Origin of the sequence: Amycolatopsis sp. NPDC051045 (assembly GCF_040682955.1) — a bacterium.
Lineage (GTDB): Bacteria > Actinomycetota > Actinomycetes > Mycobacteriales > Pseudonocardiaceae > Amycolatopsis.
The window spans coordinates 125883-149001 of record NZ_JBFBCC010000002.1 but is presented as its reverse complement, the minus strand read 5'-3'; the positions used below and the strand labels follow the sequence as shown (position 1 = coordinate 149001).

Annotated in this window: 20 protein-coding genes; 4 read left to right on the top strand and 16 right to left on the bottom strand. The window is 70.7% G+C overall.

Annotation, left to right across the window (positions count from 1 at the left end):
* Positions 1 to 11: 11 nt before the first annotated feature.
* From AB0M80_RS04790 to AB0M80_RS04780, 3 genes are all read right to left on the bottom strand, one after another.
* Complete coding sequence (locus AB0M80_RS04790; protein WP_364558933.1) at positions 12 to 479, bottom strand: hypothetical protein; 468 nt, start codon at positions 477 to 479, stop codon at positions 12 to 14.
* Positions 476 to 3745: a glycosyltransferase family 2 protein gene (locus AB0M80_RS04785; protein ID WP_364558930.1), complete on the bottom strand. Its 3270-nt coding sequence runs from the start codon at positions 3743 to 3745 to the stop codon at positions 476 to 478. The genes AB0M80_RS04790 and AB0M80_RS04785 overlap by 4 nt, the downstream gene beginning before the upstream one ends.
* Before the next feature lie 273 nt (positions 3746 to 4018).
* Positions 4019 to 4306, bottom strand: coding sequence for a WhiB family transcriptional regulator (locus tag AB0M80_RS04780; protein WP_364560329.1), 288 nt, complete (start codon positions 4304 to 4306; stop codon positions 4019 to 4021).
* A 264-nt stretch (positions 4307 to 4570) separates the two neighbouring features.
* Between AB0M80_RS04780 and AB0M80_RS04775 the strand changes: the two genes are divergently transcribed.
* The gene (locus AB0M80_RS04775) at positions 4571 to 5332 is read left to right on the top strand and encodes a site-2 protease family protein (protein WP_364560326.1); all 762 of its coding nucleotides are present in this window, start codon (positions 4571 to 4573) and stop codon (positions 5330 to 5332) included.
* Between the two features lie 141 nt (positions 5333 to 5473).
* On the opposite strand, the gene AB0M80_RS04770 is transcribed toward AB0M80_RS04775, so the two are convergent.
* The 3 genes from AB0M80_RS04770 to mshB are packed head-to-tail and all read right to left on the bottom strand — an operon-like array spanning position 5474 to position 7480.
* Positions 5474 to 6253, bottom strand: coding sequence for a hypothetical protein (locus tag AB0M80_RS04770; protein ID WP_364558928.1), 780 nt, complete (start codon positions 6251 to 6253; stop codon positions 5474 to 5476).
* Positions 6246 to 6638, bottom strand: coding sequence for a hypothetical protein (locus AB0M80_RS04765; protein WP_364558925.1), 393 nt, complete (start codon positions 6636 to 6638; stop codon positions 6246 to 6248). The genes AB0M80_RS04770 and AB0M80_RS04765 overlap by 8 nt, the downstream gene beginning before the upstream one ends.
* Positions 6635 to 7480 (bottom strand): N-acetyl-1-D-myo-inositol-2-amino-2-deoxy-alpha-D-glucopyranoside deacetylase, encoded by an 846-nt coding sequence (mshB, locus tag AB0M80_RS04760; protein ID WP_364558922.1) that lies wholly within the window; start codon positions 7478 to 7480, stop codon positions 6635 to 6637. Before mshB ends, AB0M80_RS04765 begins: the two co-directional genes overlap by 4 nt.
* A gap of 113 nt (positions 7481 to 7593) precedes the next feature.
* Here mshB and AB0M80_RS04755 point away from each other — a divergent pair, with 113 nt between their 5' ends.
* Complete coding sequence (locus AB0M80_RS04755) at positions 7594 to 9375, top strand: ABC transporter ATP-binding protein (protein WP_364558919.1); 1782 nt, start codon at positions 7594 to 7596, stop codon at positions 9373 to 9375.
* Between the two features lie 79 nt (positions 9376 to 9454).
* On the opposite strand, the gene AB0M80_RS04750 is transcribed toward AB0M80_RS04755, so the two are convergent.
* The 6 genes from AB0M80_RS04750 to typA form a co-directional block, all read right to left on the bottom strand.
* The gene (locus AB0M80_RS04750; protein WP_364558916.1) at positions 9455 to 10471 is read right to left on the bottom strand and encodes an ABC transporter permease; all 1017 of its coding nucleotides are present in this window, start codon (positions 10469 to 10471) and stop codon (positions 9455 to 9457) included.
* Positions 10472 to 10551: 80 nt separating this feature from the next.
* Positions 10552 to 11481 (bottom strand): ABC transporter permease, encoded by a 930-nt coding sequence (locus AB0M80_RS04745; protein WP_364558913.1) that lies wholly within the window; start codon positions 11479 to 11481, stop codon positions 10552 to 10554.
* Complete coding sequence (locus AB0M80_RS04740; RefSeq protein ID WP_364558910.1) at positions 11474 to 12490, bottom strand: ABC transporter permease; 1017 nt, start codon at positions 12488 to 12490, stop codon at positions 11474 to 11476. The genes AB0M80_RS04745 and AB0M80_RS04740 overlap by 8 nt, the downstream gene beginning before the upstream one ends.
* Positions 12491 to 12677: 187 nt before the next feature.
* The gene (locus tag AB0M80_RS04735) at positions 12678 to 14489 is read right to left on the bottom strand and encodes an ABC transporter family substrate-binding protein (RefSeq protein WP_364558908.1); all 1812 of its coding nucleotides are present in this window, start codon (positions 14487 to 14489) and stop codon (positions 12678 to 12680) included.
* A 290-nt stretch (positions 14490 to 14779) separates the two neighbouring features.
* On the bottom strand, positions 14780 to 16516 hold the full coding sequence (locus AB0M80_RS04730; RefSeq protein ID WP_364560323.1) for an ABC transporter family substrate-binding protein: 1737 nt from the start codon (positions 16514 to 16516) through the stop codon (positions 14780 to 14782).
* A 384-nt stretch (positions 16517 to 16900) separates the two neighbouring features.
* Positions 16901 to 18826: a translational GTPase TypA gene (typA, locus tag AB0M80_RS04725; protein WP_364558905.1), complete on the bottom strand. Its 1926-nt coding sequence runs from the start codon at positions 18824 to 18826 to the stop codon at positions 16901 to 16903.
* A gap of 193 nt (positions 18827 to 19019) precedes the next feature.
* Between typA and AB0M80_RS04720 the strand changes: the two genes are divergently transcribed.
* A complete protein-coding gene (locus tag AB0M80_RS04720) occupies positions 19020 to 19169 on the top strand; it encodes a hypothetical protein (protein WP_364558902.1) in 150 nt (49 codons plus the stop codon).
* Here AB0M80_RS04720 and AB0M80_RS04715 read toward each other — a convergent pair.
* A complete protein-coding gene (locus tag AB0M80_RS04715; protein WP_364558900.1) occupies positions 19166 to 19465 on the bottom strand; it encodes a YciI family protein in 300 nt (99 codons plus the stop codon). The two genes, AB0M80_RS04720 and AB0M80_RS04715, sit on opposite strands and share 4 nt — an antisense overlap.
* Positions 19466 to 19651: 186 nt before the next feature.
* On the opposite strand from AB0M80_RS04715, the gene trpS reads away from it, so the two are divergent.
* Complete coding sequence (gene trpS / locus AB0M80_RS04710; protein WP_364558897.1) at positions 19652 to 20617, top strand: tryptophan--tRNA ligase; 966 nt, start codon at positions 19652 to 19654, stop codon at positions 20615 to 20617.
* Here trpS and AB0M80_RS04705 read toward each other — a convergent pair.
* The 3 genes from AB0M80_RS04705 to AB0M80_RS04695 are packed head-to-tail and all read right to left on the bottom strand — an operon-like array spanning position 20610 to position 23046.
* Positions 20610 to 20999, bottom strand: a complete 390-nt coding sequence (locus AB0M80_RS04705; protein WP_364558895.1) for an NUDIX domain-containing protein — start codon at positions 20997 to 20999, stop codon at positions 20610 to 20612. The two genes, trpS and AB0M80_RS04705, sit on opposite strands and share 8 nt — an antisense overlap.
* 11 nt (positions 21000 to 21010) lie before the next feature.
* Complete coding sequence (locus AB0M80_RS04700) at positions 21011 to 22333, bottom strand: HAMP domain-containing sensor histidine kinase (RefSeq protein ID WP_364558892.1); 1323 nt, start codon at positions 22331 to 22333, stop codon at positions 21011 to 21013.
* Positions 22330 to 23046 (bottom strand): response regulator transcription factor, encoded by a 717-nt coding sequence (locus tag AB0M80_RS04695; protein ID WP_364558889.1) that lies wholly within the window; start codon positions 23044 to 23046, stop codon positions 22330 to 22332. Before AB0M80_RS04695 ends, AB0M80_RS04700 begins: the two co-directional genes overlap by 4 nt.
* Between the last annotated feature and the right edge of the window lie 73 nt (positions 23047 to 23119).

Genomic DNA, 23119 nt, shown 5'->3' with positions numbered 1-23119 from the left:
GGAAGCGGCACCTAGCGGACCGGGCCCTGTTCGTCGACGAAGTGCCTGGGCTCGCCGAGGAACACCTCGCGCGGAACCTCGCCGTACGCGATGTTGAACGTGTCCAGCCAGTACGACCAGCCCCGGATCCCCGAAGCGCTGCTGTAGCGGTGGTTGAGCCGCCAACGCACCCATTCGCCGGGGGCGAGGCGCACCGCGGGCGGACGCCTGGTCCGGGGAGGCAGCCCGGGCCCGGCGTGGGACAGCACCCGCAGGCGGCCGTCCACCTCGCGCAGGGCCACGGCCATGCCTCGCAGGCTTTCCTCCGACGACTCCGGCGCGAAGCCGGTGTCCTCACGCATCCGCACCACGTGCGCGGTCCCGGGCGGCAGCGCCGGCAGCACGAAGCCGGCCGGCGTGCCGTTCCGGATCGCTGCCGCCGTCCCGCCGCGCGAACGCTTCGTCCAGGAGGTGTGGACCCACTGCGCGGTGATCGTCACGGCCGCCGGCGGGCCGGGACCGCCGTCAGGAGCGTGAACAGCACCGCCGCCAGCTGGGCCAGCAGCAGCAGGTTCCGTTCCGTGCCCGGGTACTCCACCGTGACCTCGGACGACGTCGGCGGCACCGAGACCGCCACCTGGTGACCCCACGCCGGCACGATCGGCACCGCCTTGCCGCCCACCGCGGCCTTCCAGCCCGCTTCCTGCTCCGCGGCCAGCACGAGCAGCCGTCCGGTGGGACCGTCCGAGACGCGCACCCGCACGTCCGGCAGGTCCGCTCGCACCGGTGCGACGCCCGGCGCGTTCCCGGGTGCGCCGCCGCCCGTGACCGCCGCCTTCGCCTGCTCCGGCGAGATCAAGATCACCTGCCCCGCGGGCGGAAGCAGGCGAAGCACGCCCCGGCCGTCGGACGTCGGCGCGGCCACCGAGAGCAGGTCCTTCGCCAGCGGCGGGTACGCCTGCGGGTCGACGCCGGGGGGCAGCACCAGGTACTGCACGCCCGCGGCCGCGGCGGCCGCCACGACGGCCTGCACCGACGCGGCGTCGCCCTGGCCGAGTTCGCGGCGCCACGCCGCCAGCCGGGCCGGGGTGCCGGGGGTCGGGGCCAGCTCGTCGTCGCCGTAGCGGGGTAGCCGGCCGCCGATCTGCCGCGTCGCGTCCGGCGCCAGGTCGAGCACCGACCGGCCGGACGCGGCCAGCTCGGCCGCGACCTCCGGCGCGAGCGACGGCCGCGCACCGGCCCGGAGCGGTCCCTGCGCGCCGACGACCACCGCTCCGGCCGCCAGCGTCAGGAACACCGCCACGCCGGCCACCGCCATCACCTTCGGCAGCCACGTCGCAGGGACGCCGGCCGAGCCGCCGCGCTGCCACGACCCGAGCACGACCCACAGCAGCCCGGCGCCGACGATCAGCAGCGGCACGCCCGCGTAGCCGTGCGCCGGAGCCCCGCCCTGCACCGGTGTCACGGCGACCAGCCGCACCAGCACCAGCCCGCCCGCGCCCAGCGCCGCGAGCGCGAGGCCGCCGGCGGCGAGCTTCGTCGGCCGGACGACCACGGCCACCAGTGCCGCGGCGATCACCGCGACGCCGATGGGCCAGGCGCCCGGCCCGCCCGGGTCGAGCCCGGCCAGGTCGGTGCCGGACACCGCCGAAGCCGCCCCGCCGAGCCCCTGCACGAGCAGTTCCGGGTGCTTCAGCAGCACGGTCGGCCACGGCAGCAGCAGCGCGAGCGGCAGCAGCACCACGATGCCGACCGAGGCGATCCGGCGCGCCAGCCCGGTCGGCGCCGGCAGCACGACGAACCCGATCAGCAGCCCGGCGAGCGCGAGCCCGTGCGCCAGCGGCGAAAACGCGCCGAGCAGCGCCACCCCGAACGCCGACAGGGCGGACACGTGCAGCCAGCGCGTGTCCGCCCGGATCAGCAGCCCGGCGATGCCCGCCGCGACCGGCGGCAGCACCAGGTGCACCACGACGACGTCGAGCCGGCCCTGCGCCACCCCGGCGGTCGCGGCCGGCAGCAGCGCGTAGGTCGCAGCGATGACGGCACGGACCCAGCGGCGCACGCGAAGCCGCCGCGTCGCCGCGTACGCGCTCAGCGCGGCCAGCGGGATGTCGCCGAGGAACAGGATCGCCACCAGCGCGGCCGGGCCGCCGATCGGCGCGAACACCGCGCCGAGCGTGCCGAGCACCGGCAGGGTGGCCGACGCGGGCGCGCCGGTGCCGCCCGCGATCGCGTGCCACGGCGTCAGGTACGACGACCAGAGCTCCCCCAGCCCGGCGACGGGGAGCAGCTTGCCGCCGAAGAGGTCGAGGCCGAGCCGGGCGCGGTTGACGACCAGGCCGAGCGCGGTCAGCACGACGAGCAGGACCACGGGCGGCGCGAAGACCGTGGCCGCGAGCACCCGGCGGCGGTTCACCTCGACGAAGACCAGCTCCGGTTCCGGCTCCGCGGCTTCGGGCGCGTCTTCGGCGGCCGGTTCGGGCGCCGGGGTTTCCGGCAGCGCGACGGCGACGAGCGTGCCCGGCCGGCGCAGCCCGGACCCGCGTGAGCTGACCCCGCGCAGCGCGCCGGCGGGCAGCGCGTCGGGGCCGACCGGCCGGTTCTCGCGGGCGTCGAGCGCCTCCGGCGTCACCCACGCCGACTCGGTTTCGACGGTCTCGGGCACCCGGCCGAGCGCGACGTCGTTCTCGACGCCCCGGCGCACCAAGCCGACGACGCCCGCGCGGACGGCGTTGCGCAGCCGCGTCCCGCGGCCGGTGAAGAGCCCGCGAACGGTGCCCGGCCGCGGATTCCGCCGCCGGCGGGCCCGCGCGGCACGCAATCCGCCGCGTCCACTGAGGAGGTACGCGGCCGCGGCGAACTCGGCCCGCGCTTCCCCGGTGCGGCGCAGCACGACGAAGGCGAGCGCGCGCAGCACCGAGAGCAGCGGAAGCCGGATCATCCCGAGCAGGAAGGAAAACGGCGAGCAGTTCACCAGGAACACCCGCAGCCCGTGGGCGCGGTTCGCGGTGGCCAGCGGGCCGGGGAGCGCGTCCGCCGCGCGCTGCCCGGTGGTGACGGCGCGCGCGTGCCGCACGCGTGCGGCGGGCACGGCGAGGACGAGCCCGCCGGCGGCGTTCGCGCGCCAGCCGAAGTCGAGATCCTCGCGCAGCAACGGGAATTCCGGGTCGAAGCCGCCGAGGTCGTCCCAGGCGTCACGGCGCACGAGTGAGCCGGCGCTGGGCACGGCGAGCACCTCGGCGGGTTCTCCGCCGAGCGCGGCGACCTGCTGGCGGTGCCCGGACGCGTCGGTGGACAGGCCGGCTTCGACGATCAGCCGCGGGTCTGTCCAGTCGAGCCCCAGCGAGCCGAGCACGGTCGCGGACGGGGTTTTCGTAGCGGCGTCCAGGAGTTGCTCGAGGCAGTCCGGGTCGGGGGCGCAGTCGTCGTGCAGCAGCCACAGCCACGCACCGGGGTCGCCCCACCGCTCGACGGCGTGCTCGACGGCCCCGGCGACCGCGGCGGCGAAGCCGGTGTCACCCGGCAGCGTGATGACGCCGGACAGGACCGGGGCCGCGTCCGGGCCGGGGTCTTCGGCCGCTTCGGCGAGCAGCCGCGGGGTCGCGTCGGTGGAGCCGGTGTCGACGGCGAGCACGTGCCGGGGCCGGACGGTGCTGCGGCGCAACGAAGAAAGCGCCAGCGGCAGCCAGTTTTCCCCGTTGTGACAGACCACAATGGCCAGAACGGGGGCGGTGCGCGGGACGGGCGGCGCGGCGGTGCGGGGCAACGAACGCTCCTGATCAGGCGGCAGTCGGTGCGGCCACCCTACGGCCCCGGCCCGTCACCCGATGGTGAACCCACGCCGTGGCCCCACCGACGAGAAATCGCCGGTGACGCAAGCATCACCGGCGATTCATCACGAGTTCGACTGCGCGGACGCGACCTGAACGCGAAGCCGACCCAGCGCGGGGGTCCGGGGGCGTGCCCCGGGCGGGGTCTGGGGATGGCACCCCCGGAAAACACCGGGCGAACACACCCCTCCCCTCGCGAGGCCCTCCGCTCACACGACGCGTTTCTTCAGCTTCCGGCGCTCCCGTTCGGACAGACCGCCCCAGATGCCGAAGCGCTCGTCGTGGGCCAGCGCGTACTCAAGGCACTCGTCCTTGACCTCGCAGCCCAGGCAGATCCGCTTGGCTTCGCGGGTGGAACCGCCCTTCTCGGGGAAGAACGCCTCCGGGTCCGTCTGCGCGCACAGGGCGCGTTCCTGCCAATCTTGCTCATCTTCGGTGGCATCGATGAGCTCGGTGAGATCTCCCAGAGCCTGCTCCGGGATCTCGCCCCAACTCATGACGCGCCCCCATTCCTTCCCATCGGCTTCCAACCGCACGTCCGCCTCCTCGCTCCCTAGCACTCCCCAGGCTGGCGGTGGTGAAACGACACTCGCCGTCCCCTCTCGGCGGCGAATGACATCACTGTGATTACACCCGTGTAGTGCGGTCAGGTCAAGCGGAGTAGCGAGTTCGGGGGACGTCGGAGCCCGATCGCGCAAGGGGACACGCCGGTAACTTCACACCGGGCATACGGAAGACTGGGACTCGTGCAGAAGTCAGCAGTGCGCCCCAGCCCGGTCTTCCTCGGCATCCTCGCGCTCACCGTCGCCGGTGGCGCCATGGCCGCGTTCGGTGACATCAACACCGTTTTCGTCCGCGACCGCGATCCGCTGCTCATCGCGGGCGTGGTGATCTTCGTCGCCGCCGGTTGGGTGGCGTCCCTGTCGCTGCACGAATTCGGGCACGCGATGGTCGCCTACCGCGGCGGTGACTACAGCGTCGCCCACAAGGGTTACCTGACCTTGGACGTGCGGAAGTACACCGATCCCGTCCTGTCGATCATCCTTCCGTTGATCTTCCTGATCATCGGCGGCATCCCGCTGCCGGGCGGCGCGGTCTGGATCAACCGCGGGGCGCTGCGCTCGCGCGGGACGTCGTCGTGGGTCTCGCTGGCCGGGCCGCTGAGCAACCTCGCGGTCGGGGCGGCGCTGGCGCTGGTCGTGGCGCTGGTCCCGATGGCGGGCGGCCTGGTGATCGCGATGTCCTACCTGGCCTTGCTCCAGGTGGTGACGTTCATCCTCAACATCCTCCCGATCCCGGGCCTCGACGGCTGGGGCGCGATCGAGCCGTACCTGCCCCCGCAGGCGCGCGAGTTCGGCGCGCGCGTCCGCCCGTGGGCGCCGATGATCCTGTTCGCGATCCTGTGGTTCTTCCGCCCGGCGAACACCGCGCTGTGGGAAGGCGCCTACACGATCTTCGACGCGTTCGGCGGCTACGTGGACGGCGCGAAGATCGGCTTCAGCGTCTTCCAGTTCTGGAACTGAGGTTTGCCGCGGGCACCGCGCGGGAATAACCAGCGCGGTGCCGTGGCCGGCGGCGCTTGCTCGGTCAGGCAGTTCCCCGCTACGCCGACGACCGGCACCTTGCCGATCGCACGCCTGGTTACGGCTCATTGGGCGGAAAGATCACGTGCGGCGCTCGGTCAGCCAGACGTGCGCGCGCTTCCAGACCACGCGCAGCCCCGACCGCTCCCCGAAGTAGTCCCCCGCCGCGCCCACGACCGGCAACATGCCGAGCGCCCGGTGGAACAGGTTGCCGCGCGGGCGCTTCTCCAGTTCTCCCGTGATCCCGAGCAGGCCCCGCCCGAGGCGCCACAACGTCCGGCCGGCGGCCTTCACCGTCGCCTTGCCGTGCTTCTTCTCCGACGCCGTCAGTTCTTCGGTCAGCTTCGCGGCTTCGTCCGCCTCCGCGGCCTCGTCGTGGTCCGCGTGCTTGCCCGCCGCCAGGTCGGCGTCGATCTCCCGCTCGAAGAGCACCCAGGCGATGAGCCGCACCCGCGTGCCGACGTCCGTGACGCCGTACTCGCCGGCGATCGCGCACAGCAGCAGCCCCTGCGACGCCGCCCCCAGCGCGTCCTGGACCGGCAGGCGGTCGGCCAGTGCGCCGCCCAGGCCCGGGATCGACGTCAGCAACGCCGTGAAGCGGCCGACGCGGTTCATCCACCAGCTCGAGCGGTCGTAACCCGTCATGCGCGCCCACGCGGCCGTGCCGGGGACCTTCACCGACGTGATCCCGTGGATCAGCTTCGCCTTGAGGCCGGACTCGACCTCGGCGAGGTCGTCGGACGCCCGCGCCTGCAGGCCGAACGGGTCGGACTCGCGCAGCGCGTCGAGCATCGGCCCGCACGCGCGCACGAACGGCCGCAGCACCGCCACGACCTGCCGGTCGGAGATCGTCTCAGCCACGTCCCGGTCTCCTTCCCATCGCCCGGCCCGGCCCGCCGCCGAGCACCATGGCGCCCGGCAGCGCGCTCGCGCCGAGCAGCAGCAACGCCCGCCAGTCCTGGATCAGCACCAGGTCACCACCCGGCCCCAGCATGCCGACCCCGAACACGACGAGCACCCACACCGCCAGGGGTACCCACGAAAGCGCCGGCCGCACCAGCTTCGCCGTGGTCCACACCAGCCACGGAGTCGTGACGGCGCCGACGAGGACCGTCACCGGCACCGGGACCACTCCGGCCCGCAGCGGCAGGAAGAACAGTTCCAGCAGGGCGAACAGCACCGTGTCGACGGCGAGCAGGGCGAGCAGCAACCCCTGCTCGAGCGTCAGCCGCTCGTCCACGGTCACAGCCCGCCGAACAGGTCGTGCCCGGCACCGTCGCCGGAGCCGTGGGCCAGCACGAAGCAGTCCTTCGCCGGGATCGGCTGGGCGATCCCGTTGGTCAGCGCGAAGTACGGCACGTCGCCGTCGACCACGGCCAGCTGCGTCGCGTGCGCGCGCAGTGCCGCCACCTTCGCGGGCAGGTACGCGGCGACGTCGAGCACCGTCGTGATCTCTTCGTCCGGCGTCGTGGGCAGCTCGTCGTCCTCCGGGACGTCGAACACCGCGTCATCGGCGGCACGCAGGGCGGCCAGCCCGGCGCGCACCGCGTTCCTCGACGTCACCGTGTGGAACACCCGCTCCACCGAGCCGGCCCGCGTCGCCGCCGCCATCGTGATGTCGTGGGCCCGGATGTGGTCGGGGTGGCCGTAGCCGCCGAAGGCGTCGTAGGTGACGACGACCTGGGGCTCCACCTGGTCGAGAATCTCGGCCAGCTGCGCGGTCTGTTCGTCGGCGCTGCCGCCGGTGAACGCCCTCGGGTGCGACGCCGACGGCGTGCCCGCCATGCCCGAATCGCGCCACCGCCCGAGCCCGCCCAGGAAGTGGTGCCGCGACACCCCCAGCGCGGCGCACGCGGCCATCAGCTCGGTGACGCGGTAGCCGCCCAGCTGGTCGGCGGCGTGGGCCCGCAACCCCTCCAGCTCGCAGAGGTCGGGCATGACCTCGCCCTCTTCCCCCAACGTGCAGGTCACCACCGTCACCTCGGCCCCCTCGGCCGCGTATCGTGCGATCGTGGCGCCGGTGGTGATGCTCTCGTCGTCGGGATGGGCGTGGACGAGCAGCAGCCTGCGCGATACCGGGGAGATCACGGGTTGAGCGTAATTCCCGTGCTCCGACCTTCGTCGGGGACACCCTCGGTTATCCTCGCGCGAGTCGCGACCGCCGCGTCGTGACCGTCTGTACCCCCACGAAGGGCATCTTGGTGAGCACTGAAGCAACTTCGGCGGACGTCGCCGGCGTGTCCGGGTCGGTCCTGTCGATCTCCGACCTCAGCGTGTCGTTCCAGACCGAGGACGGCGTCGTGGACGCCGTCAAGGGCATCGGGTTCGACGTGCGGCCCGGCGAGATCGTCGCCGTCGTCGGGGAGTCCGGGTCCGGCAAGTCCGTCACGTCGATGTCGGTGCTGGGCCTGCTGCCCAAGACCAGCCGGATCGCCGGCGAGCTCCGCCTGGGTGAGCGCAACCTGGCGGACCTCAAGGAAAAGGACATGCAGAAGATCCGCGGCAACCAGGTCGCGATGATCTTCCAGGAGCCGATGACGGCGCTGAACCCCGTCTACACGGTCGGCTGGCAGCTGCGCGAGGCCCTGCGCTCGCACCTCGACATCGCCAAGGACGCCGCCGACAAGCGCGCCGTCGAGCTGCTCGACATGGTGGGCATCCCGAACCCCGAGCAGCGGTTCAAGCAGTACCCGCACCAGCTGTCGGGCGGCCTGCGCCAGCGCGTCGTCATCGCCATGGCGATCGCCTGCGACCCGAAGGTCATCATCGCCGACGAGCCGACCACCGCGCTCGACGTCACCGTCCAGGCGGAGATCCTGGGCCTGCTCCGCAAGCTGCGGGACACCCTCGACACGGCGATCGTGCTGATCACCCACGACATGGGCGTCGTCGCCGACATGGCCGACCGCGTCATCGTGATGTACCAGGGCGAGATCGTCGAAGAGGCGCCGGTGCGCGAGCTGTTCGCGTCGCCGAAGGAGGACTACACCCGGCGGCTGCTGGCCGCGGTGCCGGTGCTCGGCCAGCGCCCCGAGGGACGCCGCCTGCTCGACGACGCGGGCATCGACGCCGACAGCACCGAGGCGGCGCGGATCGCCGAGGAGATCCGGCTGGCCGACGCCGAGCTGGAAGCGGTGATCGAGGAGAGCGCCCCGGCCCTGGAGATCAAGAACCTGGTGCTCGAATTCCCCGGCCGCCGCGGTCAGGCCAAGAACCGCGCCGTGGACGACGTCTCGCTGACGATCGCCAAGGGCGAGATCGTCGGCCTGGTCGGTGAGTCCGGCTCCGGCAAGACCACGGTCGGCCGCTGCGCCGTCGGCCTGCTCCGGCCGACCCAGGGCACGGTCGCGATCGCGGGCAAGGACATCACGACGATGTCGGCGAAGGAGATTCGCCCGCTTCGCCGGTACTTCTCGATCGTGTTCCAGGACCCGGCGTCGACGCTGGACCCGAAGATGACGATCGGCGAGTCGATCGCCGAGCCGATGGTGCTGCACAAGGTGCTGTCGGGCAAGGCGCTGTCGGCGCGCGTGCGCTCGCTGCTCGACAAGGTCGAGCTGGGCGGGCACTACATGAACCGCTACCCGCACGAACTGTCGGGTGGCCAGCGCCAGCGCGTGGCGATCGCCCGCGCGCTGTCGCTCGACCCGGCGCTGCTCATCGCCGACGAGCCGACCTCGGCGCTGGACGTGTCGGTGCAGGCCCGCGTGCTGGACCTGTTCCTCGACCTGCAGCAGTCGCTGCAGTTCGCCTGCCTGTTCATCAGCCACGACCTCGCGGTGGTCGACCTGCTCGCCGACCGCGTCGCGGTGATGCAGCACGGCAAGCTGGTCGAGGTCGGCACCCGCGACCAGGTGCTGCACTCGCCGCAGCAGGACTACACGCGCCGTCTGCTGTCGGCGGCCCCGGTCGCGGACCCGGTGCTGCAGGCGGAGCGCCGCGCGGCCTGGGAGGCCGGCAAGCTGGCCCCCGTGGCCGACTGACCCGATCAACGCCGAAGGCCCCACCTGGCTGCCAGGTGGGGCCTTCGCTGTTCCCTGGGCCCCGTACGGGAGCCGGGCGTCAGCCGACGCGGATGCGGGGGTCGAGGATGCCGTACAGCAGGTCCGCGAACAGGTTCGCCACGATGACGCTCGCCGCGATCAGCACCAGCCAGCCCATCAGCACCTGCGGGTCGTTCTTGTTGACCGCCTCCACCAGCAGCGTGCCCATGCCGTGCCAGTTGAACACCGTCTCGGTGATGATCGCGCCCGTCACCGTGGCACCGAAGTTGACCGAGAACAGCGTCATCACCGGGATCAGCGCGTTGCGGAACGCGTGCCGCCAGATCACGCGGCTGTTCGAGACGCCCTTGGCGCGCGCTGTGCGGACGTAGTCCGCGTTCAGGACCTCCAGCATCGACGCCCGCTGGAACCGGCTGTAGGTGGCGAACGTGATCGCCATGATCGACAGCGTGGGCAGCAGGAACGCGCCGACGTACTTCGCGAGCGCGTCGCCGACGCCGGTGGCCGAGAGGCTCTCCGGGCTCGTCGTCCGCAGCCACGGGTCGCCGAGGACGTCGGCCAGGCCCAGGTCGCGCACCCAGATGTTGGCGCGGATCGCGTAGCCCTTGAGGACGATGGCGACGCAGAAGATGGGCATCGAGAACATCAGGAACGCCAGCGTCGTCGCGAAGTAGTCCCAGATCGTGTACTGCTTGACGGCGGCGAGCACGCCCACCAGCACGCCGAAGATCAGCGCCAGCACCGACGCCGTCAGCACCAGTTCCAGCGTCACCTTGAACGCGGCCAGCACCTTCGGCTGGACCGGGGTGAACGCGTTGCCCTGCGCGATCGAGATGCCCCAGTCGCCGGTCAGGAAGTGCCCCAGCCAGCTGAAGTAGCGGGCGATGACGCCCTGGTCGAGGCCGAGCTTGCGCTCCGTCTCCGCGATGGCCGAAGCGCTGATGCCGGGTTTGCTCTTCAGCTCCCCGAGCGGGTCGCCGGTGTTGGCCACCATGACGAAGCACAGGAACGTGCCGATCAGCAGGACCGGAATGGAGATGACCAGCCGTCTGAGCACGAAGAGGACAAGGTTCACCCGAAACCCCCAGGTCCGGCGATCCCGCGGTCGGAACGAACGCGGGGGTGACCGGAACCGGTCACCCCCGCGTCGTGCGTTCAGGCCTTCATTCTCCGCTGGCGCGGGTCGAAGGCGTCGCGAAGACCGTCACCGATGAAGTTGATCGTCAGTGAAATCAGCACGAGCACGACGAACGGCCCGAAGAACAGCGCCGGCCGCGTCTGCAGCTGGGCGTAGTTCTCCAGGATGACGCGGCCGAGCGAGGTGTCCGGCAGCTGGACACCGAGGCCGATGAACGACAGCGCGGCTTCCGCCAGCACGGCCTGCGCGACCGCGAGGGTCGCGTTGACCGTGATGCTGCCGACCATGTTGGGCACCAGGTGCTTGAAGATGATCCGGAACGTCCCGGCGCCCGACGCGCGAGCCGCGTCGACGAACTCGCGCTGGGACAGCGACATCGCCTCGGCGCGGGTGATCCGGGCGATCTGCATCCAGCCGAACGCCGCCAGCACCAGCGCGACGATGTACCAGGAGCCACCGCCGAACACCTTGGCGAGGATGGCCGCCGCGGCGATCTGCGGGATGATCAGGAACAGGTCCGTCACCCGCGAGATCGCCGAGTCGGAGAAGCCGCGCAGGTAGCCGGCGATCGCGCCGAACACGACACCGATCACGGTCGAGAGGACCGACACCGTGAGCGCGATCAGCAGCGAGTACTGCGTGCCGCGCAGCACCTGCGACACCATGTCCTTGCCGACCTGCGTCGTCCCGAGCGGGAACTCGCCGTTGGGCTTGGCGAACGACGGGAACGAGCTGTCCTGGTAGCCGTGCTTCCAGAAGATCGGCAGCAGGATGCTGATCAGCACGATCAGCAGCAGCACCGCCGTCGACACCATCGCCAGCTTGTGGTGCAGGAACTTCCGCAGGACCAGCTTGCCCTGGCTCCGCGGTTCCGGCAGCGCGTCCGGCGGCAGCGTGCCTTCGGCCGCGGCGGTCTCGGTCGCGAGAAGAGAGTTCAAGTCAGCCAACGCGAATCCTCGGGTCCAGGATGCCGTACATCATGTCGGCGATCAGGTTGGCGACGATCACGCTGGTGGCGATGACCACGAGCCAGCCCATCATCACCTGAGTGTCGTTCTTCACGACGGCTTCCACCAGCAATGTGCCCATACCGTGCCAGTTGAACACCGTTTCGGTGATGATCGCGCCGGCGAGCACCGAGCCGAAGTTCACCGAGAACAGCGTCGTCACGGGGATCAGGGCGTTGCGGAACGCGTGCCGGAAGATGACCCGGCCGTTCGCGAGGCCCTTGGCGCGGGCGGTGCGCACGTAGTCCGAGTTCATCACCTCGAGCATCGAGGCGCGCTGGAACCGGCTGTACGCGGCGAAGCTGATCGCCATGATCGACAGCGTCGGCAGCAGGTACGCGCCGATCGTGCTGGTGATGAAGTCCCCGACGCCGTCGGTCTTCAGCTGCTCCGGGCTGGTCGTGCGCAGCCACGGGTTGCCGAGGACGTCCTGCAGGCCGAGGTCGCGGACCCAGCCGTTGATCTCGATCGCGTAGTTCTTCAGCACGATCGCGACGCAGAAGATCGGCATCGAGAACAGCAGGAAGGCGAGGGTGGTCGCCAGGTAGTCGATGGCCGAGTACTGCTTCACCGCGGCCAGCACGCCGACGATGATGCCGATGATCAGCGCGAGGATCTCGGCGCCGACGACCAGCTTGAGGGTGACACCGAACGCGGCCAACACCTTCGGCGCGACCGGCGCGAGGGCGTTGCCCTGGGCGATGGAGGTGCCCCAGTCCCCGGTAAGGAAGTGCCCGAGCCACGTGAAGTAGCGCGGCACGATGCCTTGGTCGAGACCCAGCTTGGCGGCCGTGGCGGCCAGCGCTTCCTTGCTGATGGTCGGGTTCTGCCGCAGCTCGCCCAGCGGGTCACCGGTGGCGGCGACCATGACGAAACACAAGAAAGTCCCGACCAGCAGGACGGGAATCGATATCGCCAGACGGCGAAGGATGTAGATCACCAGGTTCAACGAACTGCTCCTCATCCGGGCCTGGTCGTCAGAAGTGCGCTGGACCGGCTACCCGGTTGCCTACCGTAGTGGCGGTAACCCTACGGTCAACAGCTACTTCCGGTGGGTACCGGGGCCCGGCTTTTGGCCGGGCCCCGGTACCTCCCAGGTCATCTGGAACGAGGGGAAAGAAGACGCGGGGCGAGCCCTACTTCTTCTGCTCCCACTCGCCGGCGTTCCACAGGACACCGTCGTACGACTGCATGTAGACGCGGTCGATGCCCTTGAACGCCCACATGGACGGCGTCTGGAACAGCGGCAGGGTCGCGTAGTCGTCGGCGATGGCCTTGTCGGCCTCCTGGTACTTCTGCAGCTTGACCTGCTCGTCGGTCGCCTTCACCGCAGCGGTGTACGCGTCGTCGATCTTCTTGTCGCACAGAGACTGGTAGTTCTGCTCACCACCGTTGTCCGGGCAGACGTAGATCGACTTCGACTCCGCCTTGAACGGCTGGGCCGACCAGCCGAACAGCGCGACGTCGTAGTCACCGGTCGAGACGCGGCCACCCTTGAGGAAGTTGGCGTCGGTCTCGTCCTTGACCTCGATGCCGGCCGCCTTGGCCTGCGAGATGATGATCTCGACGGTCTGGCTGCGGCGCGCGTTCTGGTTGTGCGTGATCTTGAACGAGGCGCGCTGGCCGTTCTTGGCGAAGATGCCGTCGCCGCCCTTGGCCCAGCCGGCGTCGGTCAGCGTCTTGGCCGCCGCTTCGGCGCCCAGGCCCGCCTTGCTGCTGTACAGGTCGGTGTAACCCTCTTCACCCTGGAAGAAGACGACGCTGTTCAGCGGCTCCGCGTCCGCCTGGACCTCCTTGAGCAGCTTGTCCGTGATCTCCTTGCGGTTGACCGACTCGAGGAACGCCTTGCGGAGGTCCTTGTCGGCGAACATGCGCTTGAAGTTCAGGTCGAGGTGCTCGTAGGTCAGCTGCGGGGCCGAACCGTAGACCACACCCTGCGCCGCGAGGCCCTTCATCGTCTGGGCCGCGGTGGCGTCCGGCTGGGTCGACGCCGCAACGTCGATCTCACCGTTCTGCAGCGCGGTCGCCATGGCCTTGGTGTCTTCCATGGCCTTGATGACGATCTTCGACGGGCCACCCTTGCCACCGACCCAGGTCGGGTTCTTCTCGAGGGTGACGGCCTTCTGGTTGGCGTCGAACGCGGTGATCTTGTACGGGCCCGAAGACGGCATGATGTCCGGCTTGAAGCCCTTCCACTCGTTCGACCAGAAGTCACCGGCGGCCTTGATCTGGGCCGGGTCGCCGGTCGGGGCGAGCTTCGTGATGTCGGCGATGCCGGTCTTGGCCTCGAGGATGTGCGCGGGCATGATCGCCGGCGCGTTGAACAGGCCCTTGTAGTCGAGGTAGGGCTCGCTGTAGTCGGTGACGAAGGTCAGCGCGTCCTTGCAGGTGGCCTGCTTGATCAGCGAGTAACCGGTGGTCGAAGCCGAGTTGAACGGGTTCTTGCCGTCCGGGCCCTTGGCCAGGCCGCTCTGCGACAGCCACGCAAGGTACAGGTCCTTGCAGTCGTACGCCTGGCCGTCCGACCACTTGACGTTCGGCTTGATCTTGTAGGTGACCTGCTGCGGGTCCTTCTGCGTGATGTCCCACGACTCGAAGACGTCGTTGTTCAGCAGGATCTTGTTGTTCCCGTCGAGCTTCAACGTACCGGAGAGCACCGCGGTCAACACGTAGTTGTTGTACGAGCTGTTGGTGTCCGGGGTCTGGTTGTTGTACCCGGAGTACCCGTCGTCGATACCGACCGTGACCGTGCCGTCGTACCCCGGGGTGTCCGCGAGCTTGAACAGGTCGCCGGTCTCGGCCTTGCCGGCAGCCATCGCCTTGACGTCGGTCGACGATCCGTTCTGGTCGGTGTTGCCCGAACCCGAATCGCCGCCGCTGCAGGCGCTCAGCAACAGCGAAGCGCCGGCGACGAGCGACAAAGCGGAGACAGCTTTGGATCTCCTCATGAAGTGTGCCCTCCTAGCACTGAGCCCTTGAATATCGGGACAAGGGCCCACACCGCTCCGGTTTGGATGGGCCGGAGCCTACGACACGCCAAGCGACACTCAACTGGCGCACTGCGGGTGCACGCTAGAAAGGAAAAGTACCGACAGTCACCAGTTCACGGTCGATCGTGACCAAAGGGTGACTTCCAGTCGACATCCAGAAATACGACGGTTACCTCATGGATTCACAGCGACCCACCCGAAGGCGTTGGTAAAGATCACCCGGTAGTACTGAATGCGTAGCCAACTGATTACTTCGGGCCGCGAGTCCAGTTCACCGCCGACCCGAACGGGCCCACCATCGGGGGGCCGGGGGTGACGCCCGAGATGCCGGAACCGATCGCCAGGGTGTCAGCCAATTGGAACAGCGGAATCACCACGTTCTGGCGCCAAAGTTCAGGCTCAAGAGTGGTGAGCGCCTCGGTGATCGGGGTCGATCCGGACAGCGCCGCGTCGATCGACGGCTGCAGCGCGGGGTCGCAGAACCCGGCCGCGTTGCCCGGGACGACGGGCTTGGTCTTGTCCACCCCCGCGGCCGTCTGCTCCGGACGGCAGCCGAAGGTCGACGCCAGCACCGACGCCGTGTCGCCGCCGACCGCCTGCGGGACGACGGCGATGTCGACCCCGACGTTGCCGGCCGAGTCGCCGGTCGGCTGCTGGACCCCGCCGGCGACCGGCATCGCGAGCAGGCCGCTGAACAGGTCGCGCGGCTGCGGCGTGATCGCGTTGACCTCGATGCCCTGCGCGGCGAGCTGGGCGGTGAGCTCCTTGGCGATCGTCGCGTACGGCTCCTGCGTGCCCGGCGAGGCGATGACCAGCGAGAGGGCCTTGCCGTTCTTCCGCCAGGTGCCCGCGGTCTTGGTGTAGCCGGCCGCCTTCAGCGACTCCTCGGCCTTGGCGACGTCGGGCGCGGTGGGCGGACCGGGCGGGATGGTCGCCACGTACCCCTTCACCGACGGCGCCGTCACCTGGGCGTCGGCGTGGAGCGCCGACGACGGCCCGCCGTCGACGCCCTCGGTGATCAGCTTGGTCCGGTCGATCAGCGCGGCGATGCCGGCGCGGACCTGGGCGTCCTGCAGCGTCGCGCTGACCGGGCGCAGCAGCACGTCGGCCACCAGCGGGCGGGCCACGGTGTGCAGCCGCACCGACGAACCGAGCTCCCCGAGCAGCTTGAGCTCGTCGCCGGTCGTCCTCGCCAGCGCGAACTGGTCGTTGCCGCTGCGGAGCGCGGCCAGCAGCGTGTTCTGGTCCGATCGGCGGAGCACGATCCGGTCGATCGCGGCGGGCTTCTCCCAGTAGCGCTCGTTGCGCTCGAGGATCACCTCGCCGCGGGCGGTGTCGAGGCTCTTGATCGAAAACGGCCCGGCGACGGCCGGGAAGTTCGACGCCAGCGCGCCGCGCCACCCGTCGGGTGCGTCCTTGAGCAGGTGGGCGGGCAGCAGGTCGGAGAACAGCGTCTGCCAGCCCGGGTACGGCTTGGCGAAGGTGACCTCGACCCGCTTGCCGCCTTCGCGGGACTGCAGGTCGGTGATCTGCCGGTAGCCGGCGGGCTCGAGCACGCCGGGCTGGTCGCGCATCTGGGTGCGCAGGTAGTCGAAGTCCTCGGCGGCGATGGGCGCGCCGTCGGACCAGGACGCGTCGGGCCGGATCTCGTAGGCCACCACGAACGGCTGCTGCGAGAGCACCTGCGCGGACTTCATCAGGTTCTTGTCGAGCTGGGTGGTGCCGTCGTCCTTCTGGCGGAACACCGAGGGCAGCAGCAGCTGGGAGAGCGCGGAGGTCGCCTGGGACGAGTCGGCGAGGTTGTGCGGGTTGTACCCGCCGAGCACGTCGTCGACGCCGACGACGATCTGCGAGGGCGTCTTGCCGGTGGTGGACACGGGCGCGACCGACGACGACACGACCGGGGGCGGCGGGGTGTTGGAGCACGCGGTGAACAGCACGGCCGCGAGTGCCAGTACCGGCACCGCCTTGCGAGTCAACCGCACGCCCCGTTCCTCCCAGTTCCCGCCGATCGGGTCAGCCATGCTCCCACGACCCCCTCCGCCGCCGGAACCGAGATTCCCATACCCGGATCGGGCGCCCCCGCCGCCCCAAGGTGGGCGCTATGGGGAAGGACGCGCGGCGGACCGTCCGGGTTCCCGGACCGTTCCGGAACGGCGGAACGAACACGGGCGGGACACGAAAAAGGTTCACACCGGTGGTCGGCACCAGGCGCCGTAGCCGTCGGAGCCCCTATAAAGATATAAGGAGAAGAACGCCGGAATTCGTGACGATGTGTTCGTCACCGGCCGACCCAGCGTAAGGGATCATCGGGCACGAAAAAACCTCCCGGCACCGGGTGCCGGGAGGTTTTTTCAGGGGGTGCGGGCTCAGCCGTTGTCGCGGCTCTTCGCGCGCGAACGCTCCTTCGCGCGGGCGTTGACGTCCAGGGTGACCTTGCGGACCCGGACGACCGCGGGCGCGACCTCGACGCACTCGTCGACCGAGCAGAACTCCAGCGCCTCTTCCAGGCCCATCTTGCGCGGGCGGGCCAGCGTCTCCATCACGTCGGCGGAGGACTGACGCATGTTGGTCAGCTTCTTCTCCTTGGTGATGTTGATGTCGAGGTCCTCGAAGCGCGGGTTCTCGCCCACGACCATGCCCGCGTACACCTCGGCGCCCGGCTCGACGAAGAACGTGCCGCGATCGGCCAGCTGGATCATCGCGTACGCGGTGACCGGACCGGTGCGGTCGGCGACCAAGGAACCGCTGTGCCGGGTGCGGATCTCCCCCGCCCACGGGAAGTAGCCCTCGAACACGTGGTTCGCGATGCCGGTGCCGCGGGTCTCGGTGAGGAAGTCGGTGCGGAAGCTGATCAGGCCGCGCGACGGGAGCACGTACTCCAGCTTGATCCGGCCGCTGCCGTTGCCGCTCATGTCCTCCATGCGGCCCTTGCGCGCCGCCAGGAGCTGGGTGATCGCGCCGAGGTGCTCTTCCGGCGAGTCGATGTAGAGGCGCTCGAACGGCTCGTGCAGCTTGCCGTCGATCGTGCGCAGGACCACCTGCGGCTTGCCGACGGTCAGCTCGAAGCCCTCGCGCCGCATCTGCTCGACGAGGATGGCCAGCGCGAGCTCGCCACGGCCCTGGACCTCCCAGGTGTCGGGGCGCTCGGTCGGCAGGACGCGGATCGAGACGTTGCCGATCAGCTCCTGGTCCAGCCGGGCCTTGACCAGCCGCGCGGTGACCTTGTCGCCGCCGTTGCGCCCCGCCAGCGGCGAGGTGTTGACACCGATGGTCATCGAGATCGCGGGCTCGTCGACGGTGATCCGGGGCAGCGCGACCGGGTTCTCGGAGTCGGCGAGGGTGTCGCCGATGGTGATCTCCGGGATCCCCGCGATGGCGACGAGCTCGCCGGCGCTCGCCTCGGTCGCCGGGACGCGGGTGAGCGCCTCGGTGACCAGCAGCTCGGAGATGCGCACGTTCTGCACCGTGCCGTCTTCGCGCATCCAGGCCACGGTCTGGCCCTTGCGCAGCCGGCCGGCGTGGATGCGGATCAGCGCGATGCGGCCCAGGAAGTTGGACGCGTCGAGGTTGGTGACCAGCGCCTGCAGCGGGGCGTCGAGGTCGGCGGCGGGCGGCGGCACGTGCCGGAGCAGGGTGTCGAACAGCGGGTCGAGGTTCTCGCTCTCGGGGATCTCCCCGTCGGCGGGCCGCTCCAGGCTCGCCTTGCCGGCGCGCGCGGAGGCGTAGACGACCGGGAGGTCGAGGATCGCGTCGTGGTCGGCGTCCTCGATGTCACTGGCCAGCTCGAGCAGCAGGTCGTGGGTCTCCTCGACGACCTCGGCGATCCGGGCGTCGGGGCGGTCGGTCTTGTTGACCAGCAGGATCACCGGCAGGCCGGCCTCGAGGGTCTTGCGCAGCACGAACCGGGTCTGCGGGAGCGGGCCCTCGCTCGCGTCGACCAGCAACACGACGCCGTCGACCATGGCCAGGCCGCGCTCGACCTCGCCGCCGAAGTCGGCGTGGCCGGGGGTGTCGATGACGTTGATGGTCACGGAGCCCTCGGGCGTCTGGCGGTGGATCGAGGTGTTCTTCGCCAGGATCGTGATGCCCTTTTCGCGCTCGAGCTCCCCCGAGTCCATCACGCGGTCGACGAGCTCGGCGCGCTCGGCGAAGGCACCGGACTGGCGGAGCATCGCGTCCACCAGTGTGGTCTTGCCGTGGTCGACGTGGGCTACGATCGCGACATTGCGCAGGTCGGGCCGGGTCTTACCGGTCGGCCGGCCGGTTTCGACGGTAGCGCTGGCTGCGGGCACGCGAGAACTCCTGAACTTCAAGGGTTGGATGGCCGCGTAAGCCCATCAGGCATCCCGTGACCGGCTCTGGTCACACGCGGACCTCACCAAGGATACCTCCCGGCCCATTGTGAGCAGCCCCACGCCCCCCAATCGGTTAGGCTCACCTAACGTGGGTAAGCGGTGAACTTGGCCGATCCGAGGGAGCGTGCGCGTGGGCAAGAAGCCGGATGACCCGCGGAAAGTCGTGCGCAAGCTGATGAAGGCCGGCAAGGTCAAGAAGAAGTGCTGCCGGTCGAAGCCGCGCTGCAAGAAGTGCCCGGTATTGGCTCTGAAGAAGGCGAAGCTGGAGCTGGCTGCCTAGTGCGTCACCGCTTCGTTGAGCAGGCGCAGCTCCGGAGCGGTCTTGGTCGGCGAGAACTCGATCACCTCGTACCGCGCGAGGTGCCGCACGCAGAACGGGTCGGACGCCAGGATGGCGTCGAGCTTCCCGCGGTTCAGCGGGCGCGTGATGATGACGCCGCCGATGCGGGGGTTCCGCCGCCCGGACGCCAGGAAGTGGCCGTGCTCGTACTGCTTGTTCAGCCACTCGACGTGATCCGGGAGCGCCAGGTCGATGTCCTCGATGGGAGCCGTGTAGTTCAGCAGGACGACATACATGGTTAAGACGGTAAACCCGCTCGCGGACTTCGGCTATGCTCGATCCATGCGCGCGCAGACCGCCAGCTGGTGGCCGCCCTCGGCGGCCCGTTGACCCTGCGCTGAAACACCCAGCGGCCGCCCCGGGACGGGCGGCCTTTTTCGTGCCTTCTCCGGGGTGGCCCCTCCCCTCGGAAGGAAGGCACCATGAGCAAGCTGTCCGGGATCACGCCGTCCGGTCACGTCCACCTCGGCAACCACCTCGGGGCCGTCCGCCGCTGGGCGCTCGAAGGCGGCGCGGACGACCTGTACTTCGTCGCCGACCTGCACGGCATGACGACGCCGCACAACCCGGCGAAACTCCGATCACTGGCGAGGGAGCAGCTCGCCGTGCTGATCGCCGCCGGCATCGATCCCGAGCGGGTGTTCGTCCAGTCCGACCTGGCGCGCGAGCTCGGCGCGCTGACCTGGGTCCTGGAGTGCACCTGCAACTACGGCGAGGCGGCGCGGATGATCCAGTTCAAGGAGAAGTCCAAAGGTCAGGCCGGGGTACGGCTGTCGCTGCTGACCTACCCGGCGCTGATGGCCGCGGACATCCTCCTGCAGGGCGCCGGCGAGGTGCCGGTCGGCGAGGACCAGCGGCAGCACGTCGAGCTGACGCGGACCCTCGCGAAGCGGTTCAACGGCACCTACGGCGACGTGTTCACCATCCCGGAGGCGGTGCTCCCGCCCGCGGGCGCCCGGGTCAGGGACCTCGCCGACCCGACGCGCAAGATGTCGAAGACGACGCGGGACGCGGCGGGCGTGGTGTTCGTGCTGGACGAGCCCGACCAGATCCGCCGCAAGATCCGCCGCGCGGTCACCGACGGCGGTTCGGTGCCGGTCCACGCCCCGGAGACCCGGCCGGGGATGGCGAACCTGCTGGAGATCCTCGCCGCGTGCCGGGGTGGGTCGCCGGCAGACCTGGCCGAGGAGTTCTCGTCGTACGGAGCGGTGAAGGACGCCGTCGCCGACGCCGTGATCGAGGAGCTGCGTCCCCTCCGGGAACGCGCGTCGTCGCTGCTCGACGACGTCGCGGAGCTGGACCGGGTGCGCAAAGCGGGTGCGGAGCGCGCCCGGGAACGCGGCTCGCACCGGCTCGACGCGGCGCTGCGGATGATCGGCGCTAACTGAGCAGCGCGCGGAAGGCCGGGAGCAGGATCCGGTCGGCGGGCAGCCAGTCGACGTCGTCGAGGTCGTCGGGCCCGAGCCAGCGCACGGCTCGGTGCTCGACGGCCCGCGGCTCTTCCCCGGGCGAAACGAGCTTCGCGGCATAGATGCGGAGGACCCTGCCGCCGGGCAGCGGGATGTCCTCCCCGACCCGGCCGCCGACCTCGACGACGACGTCGAGCTCCTCACTGCACTCGCGGGCGAGCGCGAAGGCCTCGGACTCCCCCTCCTCGACCCGGCCGCCGGGCAGCTCCCACTGCCCCGCGTGCTTCGGCGGCCAGGCCCGCTGCTGAGCCAGCAACTTGCCGTCACGCACCAGTGCGGCTCCCACGATCACAGCGTTCACAGTCCCGGAACTTACCCGGAAGCCCCGCCGCCGGCCGCGCGCCAGACGACCACGAACCGCGCGCCGCCGTCCGGGGACTCGCCCACCTGGACGCGGCCGCCGCGGCGGCGGACCGTCTCCGCCACCATCGCCAGGCCCAGGCCCGTGCCGCCCGACGAACGGGCCCGGTCGTCGGCGATCCGGTAGAACCGGTCGAACACCTTCTCCCGGTGCTCCGCGGCGATCCCCGGGCCGTCGTCGTCGACGACCACCCGCACCGAAGACCGCGTCGCCAGCACCGAAACCACGATCTGCCCGCGCGCGTAGCGGCAGGCGTTGCGCAGCAGGTTGTCCAGCACCAGCTCCACCTCCGCGTGCGCGGCCGACGCCCACGCCTGGGCGACCGCGGTGCTCACCCGGGTCTCCGGCGCCCCCGCCGGGAGGCGGGCCACCGCCGCGCGGACCTCGCTCACCAGCTCGACCGGTGAAGCGGGCGGCACCTCCCCCGCGTCCGAGCGGGCCAGCGACAGCAGCCCGTCCAGCAGCGCCGACAACCGCTCGGCCTCGGTGAGGATGTCCGACAGCGTCTCCTGCGCCAGCTCCGGATCCGGGTTGGTGACGGCCACCTCGGCCTGCACCCGGATCGACGCGACCGGCGACCGCAGCTCGTGCGCGGCGTCGCCGGTGAAGCGCCGGAGCCGCTCGCTGGCCTGTTCCTGCCGCTCCAGCAGCGCGTTGAACTCCTCCGCCAGTGCCCGCAGCTCGTCGTGCGAGTCGGGCAGCGCCAGCCGCGCCCCCGGCGGCAGCGACCGCACCGAGCCGCGCATGCGCGCGACCGGCCGCAGCGACAGGCGCACCACCAGCCACGTCGCGAAGCCCGCCACCAGCGCGCCCACCGAGGCGACGACCACCAGCCACACCCCGCCGTAGTGGACCGCGGCGGAGAACCCGACCAGGCCGGCGCCGGCCACGACCAGCCGTTGGGCCCCGTCCGGTGCGCTGACGACCGTGCCCAGGTACCGCGCGCCGTCGCGCTGCACCGGCTGACCGGCCTTGAGCGTGGAGACGTCCGCGGGCGTCAGGCCGGCCGGGGTGCCGCCGTCCACCGGCGTGCCCGCGATGTCCAGCACCCGCAGCGTCACCGGGGCGGAGCCCGACAGCGCACGGCCCGCGCTCACCTCGGCACCGGCCGGGCCGAGCGCGCTCGTCAGCTCGCGGTCGACCGAGCCGATGAGCAGCGGCGAGAGGTTCGAGGCGGCCAATGCCGCCAGGCCGAGCAGGCAGGCGAGGGTGATCGTCGCGGCCAGCACGGTGATCCGGGCCTGCAGGGACCGGCTCTGCCACCACGAGCTCACGGGGTGATGACCTCGTCGAGCTGCGCGTCGGAGGCCAGGTAGCCGTGCCCCCGCACGGTCCGCAGCAGTGCGCCGGCCCCGACCGCGTCGAGCTTGCGGCGCACGTACCCGACGTAGACCTCGACGAGGTTGCGGGTCACCGCCTGCTCCTCGCCCCAGACCGCGCGCAGCAGCTCGTCCTTCGTGACGACCGTGCCCGCCCGGCCGACGAGCACCTCCAGCAGCGCGAACTCGCGCGGGCTCAGCCCGACTTCCTCGCCGTTCCAGTGCACCTGCCGCAGCCCGCGGTCGACCTCCAGCGCGCCGAGCCGCAGCGTGCCGCGGCTCGCGTCCGGGCCCGCCCGGCGCAGCGTCGCCCGGAGCTGCGCGACCAGCACCACGAAGGAGAACGGCTTGACGAGGTAGCCGTCGGCACCGAGGTCGAGGCCGTCGGCCTGGTCGACCTCGCCGTCCTTGGCCGAGACGAGCAGCACCGGCGTGGTGACGCCGTCCTTGCGCAGCCGCTCCAGGACGCGGTAGCCGGACAGGCCCGGCAGCATGATGTCGAGCAGGATGACGTCGAACGAGCCCGTGCTCGCCAGCTGCAGCCCGGTGGGCCCGTCCGCGGCGGTGACCACGTCCATGTCCTCCGCGCGCAGTCCGCGTTGCAGGGCCTTCCGCACGCCCGGTTCGTCGTCGACCACCAATACCCGAGGTTTCACGAGACTCATCATGGCCGGTTTGCGCAGGTCGTGCGCCGGTTCTCAGCGCGATCTCAGCGGGGGAGGGAGAACCTTCAGGGGTATC